Source organism: Rhizobium sp. LCM 4573 (assembly GCF_001854865.1).
GTDB lineage: Bacteria > Pseudomonadota > Alphaproteobacteria > Rhizobiales > Rhizobiaceae > Neorhizobium.
The window spans coordinates 173278-185400 of sequence record NZ_MDDW01000007.1 but is presented as its reverse complement, the minus strand read 5'-3'; the positions used below and the strand labels follow the sequence as shown (position 1 = coordinate 185400).

Annotated in this window: 8 protein-coding genes and 1 rRNA gene; 5 read left to right on the top strand and 4 right to left on the bottom strand. The window is 63.5% G+C overall.

What is annotated here, in order from left to right:
• Window positions 1-135 (bottom strand): 16S ribosomal RNA (locus LCM4573_RS14230); the annotation flags it as partial.
• Window positions 136-801: 666 nt separating this feature from the next.
• Here LCM4573_RS14230 and LCM4573_RS14225 point away from each other — a divergent pair.
• The 4 genes from LCM4573_RS14225 (at window position 802) to LCM4573_RS14210 (ending at window position 6296) form a co-directional block, all read left to right on the top strand.
• Window positions 802-1755: an ornithine cyclodeaminase family protein gene (locus LCM4573_RS14225; protein WP_071006990.1), complete on the top strand. Its 954-nt coding sequence runs from the start codon at window positions 802-804 to the stop codon at window positions 1753-1755.
• Window positions 1755-4241: an ATP-dependent helicase HrpB gene (gene hrpB / locus LCM4573_RS14220; RefSeq protein ID WP_071006988.1), complete on the top strand. Its 2487-nt coding sequence runs from the start codon at window positions 1755-1757 to the stop codon at window positions 4239-4241. The genes LCM4573_RS14225 and hrpB overlap by 1 nt, the downstream gene beginning before the upstream one ends.
• A gap of 84 nt (window positions 4242-4325) precedes the next feature.
• Window positions 4326-5690: an ActS/PrrB/RegB family redox-sensitive histidine kinase gene (locus tag LCM4573_RS14215; RefSeq protein WP_071007019.1), complete on the top strand. Its 1365-nt coding sequence runs from the start codon at window positions 4326-4328 to the stop codon at window positions 5688-5690.
• 30 nt (window positions 5691-5720) lie between these two features.
• Window positions 5721-6296 carry an ActR/PrrA/RegA family redox response regulator transcription factor gene (locus LCM4573_RS14210; protein ID WP_071006987.1) on the top strand — a complete coding sequence of 192 codons (576 nt, stop codon included), beginning with the start codon at window positions 5721-5723 and terminating at the stop codon, window positions 6294-6296.
• A gap of 9 nt (window positions 6297-6305) precedes the next feature.
• On the opposite strand, the gene LCM4573_RS14205 is transcribed toward LCM4573_RS14210, so the two are convergent.
• Complete coding sequence (locus tag LCM4573_RS14205; protein ID WP_071006986.1) at window positions 6306-6794, bottom strand: MmcB family DNA repair protein; 489 nt, start codon at window positions 6792-6794, stop codon at window positions 6306-6308.
• Between the two features lie 180 nt (window positions 6795-6974).
• Between LCM4573_RS14205 and LCM4573_RS14200 the strand changes: the two genes are divergently transcribed.
• Window positions 6975-7652: a L,D-transpeptidase gene (locus tag LCM4573_RS14200; protein ID WP_071006984.1), complete on the top strand. Its 678-nt coding sequence runs from the start codon at window positions 6975-6977 to the stop codon at window positions 7650-7652.
• 174 nt (window positions 7653-7826) lie between these two features.
• Here LCM4573_RS14200 and LCM4573_RS14195 read toward each other — a convergent pair whose 3' ends face one another.
• Window positions 7827-9998, bottom strand: a complete 2172-nt coding sequence (locus tag LCM4573_RS14195; protein ID WP_071006982.1) for a malate synthase G — start codon at window positions 9996-9998, stop codon at window positions 7827-7829.
• Window positions 9999-10100: 102 nt separating this feature from the next.
• The gene (locus tag LCM4573_RS14190; protein WP_071006981.1) at window positions 10101-12104 is read right to left on the bottom strand and encodes a hydantoinase/oxoprolinase family protein; all 2004 of its coding nucleotides are present in this window, start codon (window positions 12102-12104) and stop codon (window positions 10101-10103) included.
• Window positions 12105-12123: the final 19 nt, after the last annotated feature.

Here is a 12123-nt window from a genome sequence, read left to right as displayed (position 1 = left end):
GCGTTATTCCGTAGAAAAGGGTAGATTCCCACGCGTTACTCACCCGTCTGCCGCTCGTATTGCTACGCGCTCGACTTGCATGTGTTAAGCCTGCCGCCAGCGTTCGTTCTGAGCCAGGATCAAACTCTCAAGTTGAGAATTCAATCATGACTGATCACTTGTTCTGAATCGACGAGAACTCACTTCCGTCCCTTAAACCAAACGTCAGCTTCACAGCTGACCGCATGGCCAGGCTTGATCTTTCGTCATTCCAAAGAAACGCCGAAAGACACTCAAACCCAAAAAGAAACAGGGTGTTCTCTTGTCAAAACGTGACCGTCACTTTGTCTTCAATGAGATCCATAAGGACCCCGCGAGACGCCGCCGACCACGTTTCTCTTTCTTCTCATATTCAATTGTCAAATAACTGACGCTCAACCGCCTCAATAAAAGGCCGAAACGTCATCAATCCCAGAGACCAACCGTATAAACCGGTCCCAATCAGCATGCGCCAATTTCTCAGTGATTGTTTCTCAAGTCGTCCAGAACACCCGGATCCCTCAAGAACGAGAAACTTCGTCGCCAGCAGCGCCGCCGCCCTCGTCAGTGAGCGGGGTTATATGTCGAGCCGTCCGACGGTGTCAACGACCTTTTTAAAAAAATGTCATTTTTCTTCTCCGACCAACCCGAAAGGGCGCATTCCGCGCCAAAACCGGGCAGGAGTTAACGGAAAGGCAGCTCGGCATCAGCAAAAACCACTTTCTCGGCGCCATTCGCCGTTGATAGGGTTGAAAGCATTTCCCAAAGACTGGAGTGGAAGGCATGCTGGTACTGAATGAAGAGGAGACGCGGGCAGCGCTTCCATGGGCCGAGCTGATCGATGCGGTGGAAACGATGTTCCGCAGCGATTGCGTGATGCCGGTGCGCCACCACCATGAGATGGACGTGCCCGGAGAAGCGGCCGCGACCATGCTCCTGATGCCGGCCTGGGTGCCGGGCGGCCATATCGGCGTCAAGATCCTCAACCTCTTTCCCGACAATCACCTGCGGGCTCTGYCGACCATCATCGGCAGCTATCTTCTTTCCTCGGGGAAAACCGGCGAAATGCTTGCGATCGTGGAGGGAGGCGAGCTCACGGCGCGGCGCACGGCAGCCACTTCGGCACTCGCCGCGAAATATCTGGCGCGTGAGGATGCCGAAGAGATGCTGATGGTGGGCGCCGGGCGGCTGTCGCTCAACCTGATGCAGGCGCATGCGGTGATCCGGCCCTTGAAGCGCTTTGCAGTATGGGCACGCAACCGGCAAAAGGCGGAGGAGATCGTCGCCGGGGCCCGCGGGCTGGGTCTCGAGGCATCCGTTGCGGACGATCTCGAAGCCGCGGCGCATTCGGCGGACATCATTTCCTGCGCGACGCTTTCAAGCAGCCCGCTGATCCGGGGCGCTTGGCTGAAACCGGGAGCACATCTCGATCTGGTCGGCGCTTTCAAGCCCAGCATGCGCGAGAGCGACGACGAGGCGATCCGCCGCGCGCAGGTTTATGTGGATACACGGGCAGGCGCGATGAAGGAGGGCGGCGACATCCATCAGCCGCTRCAAAATGGCGTGCTGAAGGCCGAGGATATTCGCGCGGAGCTAACGGAACTCGCCCGCGGCACCAAACCCGGTCGGGCAAGCGCGGAGGAGATCACGCTTTTCAAATCCGTCGGCGCCGCTCTGGAAGACCTCGCCGGCGCGATCCTCGCCTACCAGAACGCAAGCGCGAAGGCCGGAGGCTGATGTCCGGACGACCCGCCGAAAGCGCCATCCGAAATCGCCTGCCGAAATTGCCAGTCGGTGAAGTTCTGGGCGAAATTACCGCCGCACTCGGATCGGGCACGCGCGCGGTGCTTTCGGCGCCGCCCGGCGCGGGCAAGACCACGCTGGTGCCGCTCGTTCTTCTCGACGAACCCTGGTGCACAAGCAAGATCATCCTGCTCGAGCCGCGCCGGCTCGCCGCACGGGCAGCGGCCTCGCGCATGGCATCGCTCCTGGGCGAGCAGGTCGGCGAGCGCGTCGGTTACCGGATGCGGCTCGACAACCGTATTTCGGCAAGAACCCGTATCGAGGTGGTGACCGAAGGCGTGTTCGCCCGGATGATTCTCGACGACCCCGAGCTTGCGGGCGTCTCCGTGGTCATCTTCGACGAATTTCACGAGCGATCACTGGAAGCGGATTTCGGCCTCGCGCTGGCGCTGGACGTGCAATCGGGCCTCAGGGAGGACCTGCGCATCCTGATAATGTCGGCCACCCTCGACGTGGAGCGCGTGATGCACCTGCTCGGAGAGCCACCGGTGATCAAGAGCGAAGGCCGCAGCTTTCCGATCGATATCCGGCATGGCGATCGTGYACCGAACGAGCGAATCGAGGAGGCTGTGGCCCGCGCCATCGTCCAGGCCCATGCGGAAGAGACGGGCTCTATCCTCGCCTTTCTCCCTGGGCAGGGAGAGATACTGCGCACGGCGGAACGGCTTGAAGGCCGCTTCGGGCCGGAGACGCTGATCGTGCCGCTCTACGGCAATCTTTCGCAGTGGGAGCAGGACCTCGCGATCCGGCCGGCGCCTGCAGGTCAGCGCAAGATCGTGCTGGCGACCTCGATCGCCGAGACCTCGATCACCATCGACGGTGTGAGGATCGTCATCGACAGCGGCTTGCAGCGCCTGCCCGTCTTCGAGCCTTGGACGGGTATCACGCGGCTGGAGACGGTTCGCGTATCGCGCGCCTCGGCCGACCAGCGTGCCGGACGCGCGGGGCGAACCGAACCGGGGATAGCCGTGCGGCTTTGGCATTCGGGGCAAACGGCCGCGCTTGCCGCGTTCACGCCGCCGCAGATTCTCGCCAGCGATCTTTCCGGGCTTGCGCTGGATCTCGCCCATTGGGGCGTGCAGGATCCGCGAACCCTTTCCTTTCTCGATCCTCCGCCCGGTCCGGCTTTCAACGAGGCCAAGACGCTGCTCGCGCAGCTCGGCGCGCTCGATGCGCAGGGCAGATTGACCGAAAAAGGCCGGTTGATGCGGGAACTCGCGCTTCCGCCTCGTCTTTCCGCCATGGCGATTTCAGCAGCCGAGGAAGGCTTCGGCGGGCAGGCCTGCCTGCTTGCCGTGCTTCTGACCGAACAGGGCCTTGGCGGGAGCGATATCGATCTCGACGAGCGGCTGCGCCGTTTCCGCAACGAACGGGGCGAGCGTGCCGAATCGGCCCGGAAGCTTGCCGAGCGGATCGCCACCAGCCTGCCGAAGGTGAAACCGGCAAGCGACATCGCGCCAGCCGGCTGGCTGCTGCTGCATGCCTATCCCGACCGGGTCGCCCTGCAGCGCGGCGGACGCGGGCGCTTCGTGATGGCTAACGGGCGGGGTGCGGAACTGCCGGAGACGGAGCATCTGGCCGCTTCGCAAATGCTGGTGATCGCCGATCTCACCGGCCGGGCAGCGCAGGCGCGCATCCTGGCGGCGGCGGAAGTGAGCCGGGCGGATGTCGAAGCGGAGCTTGCCGAGGCCATCACCCGCAAGGACGAATGCTTCTTCGATCGCGCCAGCCGCCAGGCGCGGGCGCGCAAAGTGATCCGTCTCGGCGCAATCGTCTTGGATGAAAAACCGTTGCCCCGGCCGAGCGGCGAACAGGCGGCGCAGGCACTTGCCGAGGGCGTGAGCGAACTCGGCCTTTCCGTTCTGCCCTTTTCCAGGGAAGGACTGCAGCTTCGCGACCGCATCGGTTTCCTCCACCGCACGATTGGAGAACCCTGGCCGGATGTGAGCGAGGAAGCACTGCTTGCCCGACTCGACGAATGGTTCGTGCCCTTCCAGGGGAATGCCTCCAGCCTCGATTCCATCGATCCCGGCGGTCTTTCGGAAGGCCTGCGCTCCCTCGTTCCCCATGACGCCGCCAGGGAGATCAACAGGCTGGCGCCGACGCATTTCGAAGCGCCGACCGGCCAGCGCCATCCCATTCGCTACGAGGGAGACGAACCGGTTCTCGCGATCCGCGTGCAGGAACTCTTCGGGCTCAAGACCCATCCGGCGATCGCCGGGGGCAAACTGCCGCTGCTGCTCGAGCTCACCTCGCCCGCGCACCGGCCAATCCAGACCACCCGCGATCTCCCCGGCTTCTGGGCCGGTTCCTGGAAGGAGGTGCGGGCGGAAATGCGCGGCCGCTACCCGCGGCACCCCTGGCCGGAAGACCCGGCGGAGGCTACCGCCACCACCCGTGCCAAGCCGCGCGGGACGTGACAGAATGCCGCCTGCGACCTGAAGGCGAGCCGGTCTATTGAGGTTTGTCAAAGCACCGCGGAGATTAATATGGTCGGATCGGAGATGACAAACGGCGGCTCGAAAAATCCCGCGGTGAAATATGCGCAGTTCGGCCCCTCCAGCCGTCGCATCAGGTTGCAGACCCTCGTGCGGCTGCGCTGRCTGGCCGTGGCCGGACAGACGCTGACGGTCGTGATCGTCGCTTTCGTTTTGCAGTTCGCATTTCCGCTGGTGGAGGCGGCGGTCATGATCGCGGCGCTGGCCTTCGCCAATCTCGCGCTTTCGGCCTGGTTTCCCCCGACGCACCGCCTCGGGCCGAAATCGGCTCTGGCGCTCCTCGGGTTCGATCTCCTTCAGATGGCGGCCCTGCTTTATATTACCGGAGGGCTTGCCAATCCCTTCGCGCCGCTGATCTGCGTTCCCGTCATCATCTCCTTCGCCTCGCAGCCGCTCCGTCATTCCGTTGCGCTGATCGTCTTCGCGCTCGTCTGCACCACGGTGCTCGCCCTCTCACCCCACGATCTTCCCTGGTACGAGGGCGAGAGCCTGCGCATCCAGCCCGTCCTGCAGGTGGCCGTCTGGTGCTCGATCGCCTCCATGATGCTGTTTGCAGCATTCTACGCCTATCGGGTTTCCCATGAAGCGACACTGCTTTCCGACGCGCTCGCCGCCACCGAACTCGTCCTGGAGCGGGAAAAGCATCTTTCGCAGCTTGATGGTCTGGCCGCCGCGGCCGCCCATGAGCTCGGTACGCCGCTTGCCACCATCAGCGTCGTCGCCAAGGAAATGGAGCGGGAACTTGCCGGAGACGAACGTTTCCGGGAGGACGTGCAGCTTCTTCGCAGCCAGAGCGAGCGGTGCCGGGACATCCTGCGCCGGCTCACCTCGCTTTCGGCGGACAGCGAGGAACATCTGCGCCGGCTGCCGCTCTCCTCCATGATCGAGGAGGTGCTGGCACCGCACAGGCAGTTCGGCATCCGGATAGAAGTGGTGGAAAGAAACGATCGCGCGACCGAACCCGTCGGCAACCGCAATGCCGGCATTCTCTACGGCCTCGGCAATCTCATCGAGAACGCCGTGGACTATGCCAAAAGCCGGGTCATCGTAACGGTGGAGCACGATGCCCAGCGCGTCGCAATCACCATCGAGGACGACGGGCAGGGCTATTCGCCGGATATTCTCTCGCGCATCGGCGAACCCTATATGACGAAGAGATCGAAGGAGGTCGAGCGCGCCGGCGGGCTCGGGCTTGGACTTTTCATCGCAAAGACGCTTCTCGAGCGTTCAGGCGCGACGCTTCGATTCGAGAATCGCGGCGCGTCGGGACCCGGAGCACGCATCCACATCGAATGGCCTCGCTCCGTGATGGAGGAGCCGCGATCCAAAAGACTTGGCCAAACGGCGGGAAAGAACGATAATCCCGCATAAATACGGGACCGAAGCCCGCGGAGAAGAAGAATGGAAACTCAATTGGAAAACGTCGCAGCGCAAACGGATAACGACCTCGGGTCCGACGCGTCGCTGCTCATCGTGGATGACGACGGCCCGTTTCTGCGCCGATTGGCGCGCGCGATGGAAAGCCGCGGCTTCTCGGTCGACACGGCCGAGTCGGTCGCGGAAGGCATCGCCAAATCGAAGGCGCGTCCGCCGAAGTATGCAGTCGTCGACCTGAGACTTGGCGACGGCAATGGCCTCGACGTGATCGAAGCGATCCGCCAGGCGCGCGAGGACACCAAGGTGATCGTGCTGACGGGCTACGGCAATATCGCGACGGCCGTGACCGCCGTGAAGCTCGGAGCGCTCGATTATCTTGCCAAGCCCGCCGATGCCGACGACGTCTTCAACGCGCTGACGCAGCGCCCTGGGGAAAAGGCGGACGTGCCGGAAAACCCGATGTCGGCGGACCGGGTGCGCTGGGAGCATATTCAACGCGTCTATGAGATGTGCGAGCGCAATGTTTCGGAGACCGCCCGACGGCTCAACATGCACCGGCGCACGCTGCAGAGGATTCTCGCCAAGCGCGCTCCTAAATAATAGCCGGCGCTACATCTCGTCGAAGCTTTTGCCGTTGGCCCATTCGGCCAGCATAAGCCGCTGGGCAGCGGCACGGGAAAAGTTCAGCATGATGGACTTGCGGGTGGCCGGCGGCAGCTTGTGCTCGGGCGCGTCGCGCAGCAGATGTCCGCCATAGCCGTCCGAAAGGAAGAGGCCGCAGTCTTCCGGAAAAATGTCGAGCGGCACGTCCTTGTGAGTCGCGAAGAAAAGCCGGTCGCAATAGGCGCGGTATTCCGGCCACTTGCGGTCGACGCGGAAATCCTCGATCGAGGTCTTGATCTCGATGATCCAGATCTCGCCCTTTTCGGAAACCGTCATCAGATCGGCCCGCCGCCCGCTCGACAGCACGAATTCGGGCAGAATGGCATGGCGCATGTCGTGCAGCAGGATCTGCACGCCGCGGCGCACCATCATGGCACGCGCCGATTGGCGTCCGTCGATCAGCGGGTTATTGCCGGCTATATTAAGAATCACCATGGATTTTCAGGGGGCCAAGTCAACAAAATGTTGCAAAAAGGCCATGTTATTTTCATTTCTGCGGCGAATGGCCTTCGACGCTGCGCAGCGCCTTGCCAAGCCAAATCTAATCGAAAATAACCCGTCTTCAAAGATGGTCTCCATCTCTTTAAATCGATTCGTCATTCCCAAGAGATTTCCATGCGCATCCGCTCCAGCATGATCGCATTCGGCCTGGCGGCTCTCGCCCTGGCCGGCTGCTCCACCACGTCCGAAACCAAGACCTCAGCGGTAAAGGCAGAGGCCCCGGTCCGCGTCGAGACCGCCAAGATCTCCACCGATTACGGCCCGATGACCGATGCCGGCTATGCGCTGCCGGCCGTCCCGATCAATCGGGTCGACAAGAAGTACCATCGTCAGGTGGTAGACTATTCCAGCAAGGAAAAGCCGGGCACGGTCATCGTCAACACGCGTGAACGCTTCCTCTATTACATCCTGCCGAACGGCAAGGCGGTGCGCTACGGCATCGGCGTCGGCAAGCAGGGCTTCTCCTGGTCGGGCGAGGCTTATGTCGCCTGGAAGCAGGCTTGGCCGACCTGGCATCCGCCGAAGGAGATGGCCGAGCGTCGCCCGGAACTCACCCGTTATGTCGAGGAGGGGATGGGGCCCGGCCTCAACAATCCGCTCGGCGCGCGCGCCATGTATCTCTTCAACGAGAAGGGCCAGGACACGCTGTTCCGCCTGCATGGCACGCCGGAATGGGCTTCCATCGGCACGGCTGCCTCCTCCGGCTGCATCCGGCTGATGAACCAGGACGTGATCGATCTCTACAATCGCGTCCGCCCCGGCCGCGGCACGAAGGTCATCGTCATCCAGTAAGCTCCGGCTTCAGAACAAACGAAAAGGCCGCCTGGATCGCTCCGGTGGCCTTTTTTGTTCGGCTGTGAGGAAGGGCATCTCAGTCTCGTTTTGCTGWTAAGTACACGCCGTCATCCTCGGGCTTGTCCCGAGGATGACAAAAGAGGGACGGTTCTTTCCGCCGCTGTACGACAATCAGCCCACGATCTTCGCCTTGAGCTCCAGGCGACGGCGATGCAGGACCGGCTCGGTATAGCCGTTCGGCTGTTCGCGGCCTTTCAGCACCAGGTCGCAGGCCGCCTGGAATGCGATGGAGCCGTCGAAGTCCTTGGCCATCGGCGTGTAGAGCGGATCGCCGGCATTCTGCCCGTCCACGACCGCCGCCATGCGCTTCATGGTCTCGATCACCTGTTCTTCGCTCACCAGCTTGTGGTGCAGCCAATTTGCCATGTGCTGGGCGGAGATGCGAAGCGTGGCACGATCCTCCATCAGCCCGATATCGTTGATATCCGGCACCTTGGAGCAGCCGACGCCCTGATCGATCCAGCGCACCACATAGCCGAGAATGCCCTGGGCATTGTTGTCGAGCTCGCGCTGGATTTCCTCCGCGGTCCAGTTGGGCCGCGGCGCGACGGGCACGGAGAGAATGTCCGAAAGCTTTGCACGGGCACGACTCTTGAGGCTTGCCTGGACGGCCGCGACGTCCACCTTATGATAATGCGTCGCGTGCAGTGTCGCCGCCGTCGGGGATGGCACCCAGGCGGTATTTGCGCCGGCCTTCGGGTGGGCGATCTTCTGTTCCAGCATCGCCGCCATCAGGTCCGGCATGGCCCACATTCCCTTGCCGATCTGCGCATGGCCGGAGAGACCGCATGCGAGGCCGATGTCGACGTTCCAGTTTTCATAGGCTGCGATCCAGGCGGCCTGCTTCATGTCGCCCTTGCGGATCATCGGCCCCGCTTCCATCGATGTGTGGATCTCGTCGCCCGTGCGGTCGAGGAAGCCGGTGTTGATGAAGACAACCCGCTCCCGCGCCTCGCGGATGCAGGCCTTCAGGTTGACGGTGGTGCGGCGCTCCTCATCCATGATGCCCATCTTCATGGTGTTGGCGGGAAGTCCCAGCGCTTCCTCGACGCGCGTGAAGATTTCGCAGGCGAAGGCGACCTCCTCCGGCCCGTGCATCTTCGGCTTCACCACATACATGGAGCCCGAGCGGGAGTTCTTGCGGCGGCCGTTCGGGCCGATGTCGTAAAGCGCGATCAGCGCCGTCACCATGGCATCCATGATGCCTTCAGGCACTTCCGCACCGTCCTGGTCGAGGATTGCGGGATTGGTCATCAGGTGGCCGACATTGCGCACCAGCATCAGGGAACGGCATTTCACCTCGAAGGTGGAGCCATCCGGGGCCTTGTACTCCAGATCCGGATTGAGCTTGCGGGTGAAGCTCTTGCCGCCCTTGGTCACTTCCTCCTGAAGATCGCCCTTCATGAGACCGAGCCAGTTGCGGTAGACCAGAACCTTGTCCTCCGCATCCACGGCCGCGACCGAGTCCTCGCAGTCCATGATGGTGGTGATGGCCGATTCCAACCGGACATCGGAAATGCCTGCCGGATCGCCCTTGCCGATCTCGGTCGTTCGATCGATCAGGATTTCGACATGCAGGCCGTTCTTCTTCAGGAGGATCTGGCTCGGTTCGGAGGCCTCGCCGAGATAGCCGGCGAACTGGGCCGGATCGGCCAGACCGGCTGTCCGCCCGTCCCGGAGGGACGCGGTCAACTTGCCGGCGGAGACCGCAAGAGAGGCGATATCCGCCCAGCTTGCACCGGAAAGCGGCGCGGACTGATCCAGGAAATCTCGCGCCCAGGCAATGACCCTGGCGCCACGGACGGGATTGTAGGCCTTGCTCTTTTCCGCGCCGTCCGCCTCGGGAATGGCGTCCGTGCCGTAGAGCGCATCATAAAGCGAGCCCCAGCGGGCATTGGCGGCGTTCAATGCATAGCGGGCATTCATCACCGGCACGACGAGCTGGGGTCCGGCGATTTCGGCGATCTCCGGATCGACATTCGAGGTCGAAACGGTGAAATCCGGTCCCTCGGGCAGGAGATAGCCGATTTCGCGCAGGAAGGCTTCATAGGCCGCCATGTCGGTCGGGGCGCCGTTCTCGCGATACCAGCCGTCGAGCTTTTCCTGCAGGTCGTCGCGCTTGGCCAGCAGCGCCCGGTTTTTCGGAGCGAGGTCGTGAACGATACGGGCGAACTCCGAAAAGAAACGCTCGGCATCCACGCCGGTGCCTGGCAACGCCTCCTCGACCAGGAAATCATAAAGCTTTCCGTCGATGGCCAGTCCGCTTTTCTGAATACGACCCATTATTGAACTCCCAACTCAGTCCTGAAATTAACGCCGCCACTTTGCGCGCGCCGAACCGGCTGTCAATGCGACAAAGGCCGGAAAACGTTTCAACGGCTCCCTTCAGCCGATGGCCGCCATGCGCGGCCGCCCGGTGGCAATGGCGGTCACCCGCGCTTCGACCAGCCGACGTGAACCCTCGACCTCCGGCGCGTCGATCTCTTCCGCGATCGTAACAATCGCATCCTGCGCGCCCTCTGTCCCGGCTCGCTCCAGGGCAGCCGCCGAAGCGCGAACGCGCGCCGCGGACAGTGCCTCCGCCTCCCCCGTGACGCGCAGGCTTTCCCCGCCGCCGGAAAGCACGAAGCGCCCCTCCTCCGGCGAGGTGACGACCACGGTCACGCTTGCCCGCACCTGTCCCACCACGGCGCCGAGCGCATTGGCCACATCCGCATCCTCGGGGATCACCGGCTCGGCCCCCAGCATGTCGGCAACCGCAGGATAATAGACCGGAGCAGACGCACCGAGGCCGATCAACGGCCGGTCGAGCGAGATGGAGAAGCGGGCGATTCCGGGCGTTCTTGCAAGCGCCCGGTCCACCGCAAGGGACGCTGCCGGGTCGATTGCTTCCGCGCCATCCTCCGCGAGGCAAGCGGTGAGCACGGCTTCGCAGGATTGCCGCGTCAGCCGGTTCACGATCTTTTCCGCCAGGTCTTCCGCCGAGGCCGCGATCGGCTTTCCCGCGCCGTCCCTTCGGCGGGCRGCAAGTTCGAGGCCGAGTCTTGCGACATCCGCTCTCCACTGGTTCTGCCGACCAAGCACATGCAAGGCATCGGAGGGCGTGATACCGACCAGATGAACGAGGCCGCGCGCCACCAACCGATCCAGCACCGCCCTCTGCGAGGCGGCCGTCAACAGCTCGTTGAGCGGTACCGGCTCCTCGCCAATACGGGCATAGAGCGCCTGCTCCTGCGGCTGCAGGCCCTGCGCCAGGGTTTCCGGCAAGCCGGTGCGCAGCGCCAGCCGTCCGTCATGCCGGCCGGCATGGGTGGCGCGAAGCTGTTTTTCCAGCACCGCCACCACCCCCTCACCCCGCATGGCGGCAAGGCTCAGGGGCAGGATGCGTCGGGGACCCAGCGTTAAGCGGGCTTCAAGTCCGCGATCATCGATATGCACTTCCGAATCGCCGCCGAGGCCATAGGTGCGCAGCGCCACCGCTTCCACCATGGTGCGATGACCGCCCACGACCGCGCCCTCTTCCGCAAGCCGGGGTTGCCCGCCCTCGAGCACCGCCACGTCCGTCGTCGTGCCGCCGATATCGGAAACGACCGCCCGGTCGAGCCCGGTCAGATGGCGGGCGCCGACGAGGCTCGCGGCGGGGCCTGAAAGAATGGTTTCGATGGGGCGAAGCCGCGCCTCGGCGGACGAAATCAACGCACCGTCTCCGCGAACGACCATCATCGGCGCGGTGATGCCACGTCTTTCGAGGAAATCCTCGCAAGATCCGATCAGCCGGTCGATGATCGAAACCAGTCGGGCGTTCAGAAGCGTCGTCAAGGCGCGGCGCGGTCCTCCGAGCCTCGAGGAAAGCTCGTGGCTGCAGGTGACCGGCAGATGGGTCGCCGCCCGGATGCACTCGCGCGCGCGGATCTCGTGGGCCGGATTTCGCACGGCGAAATAGCCGGCGACAGCGAAGGAGGATACCGAGCCCGCAAGCACCGGCAGGGCCTCTTCCAAAGCCGCAAGATCGAGCCGGATTTCGTTGCCGTGCACGTCGTGACCGCCGGGCAGGAAGATGACCGGATCCTTGCCGAGCGCCTCGGCAAGCCCGTCACGGGCGAGCTCCTGCGGGCCGAAGCCGATCATCACCAGCGCCGCACGGCCGCCCTGCCCCTCCACCAGCGCATTGGTGGCAAGCGTGGTGGACAGCGAGACCAGCCCGATCTCCGAAACCGGAACTCCACTCCTGGCCAGCACGGCATCCGCCGCACCGGCGATACCTTCCGAGAGATCATGCCGGGTGGTCAGCGATTTAGCCTTGGCGCAGACGCCCTCTCCTTCGCGGAAAATTACGGCGTCCGTATAGGTGCCGCCGGTATCGATGCCGAGAAGATAGGGAGAGGCCACGCCAGAGGTCCTTGGGACA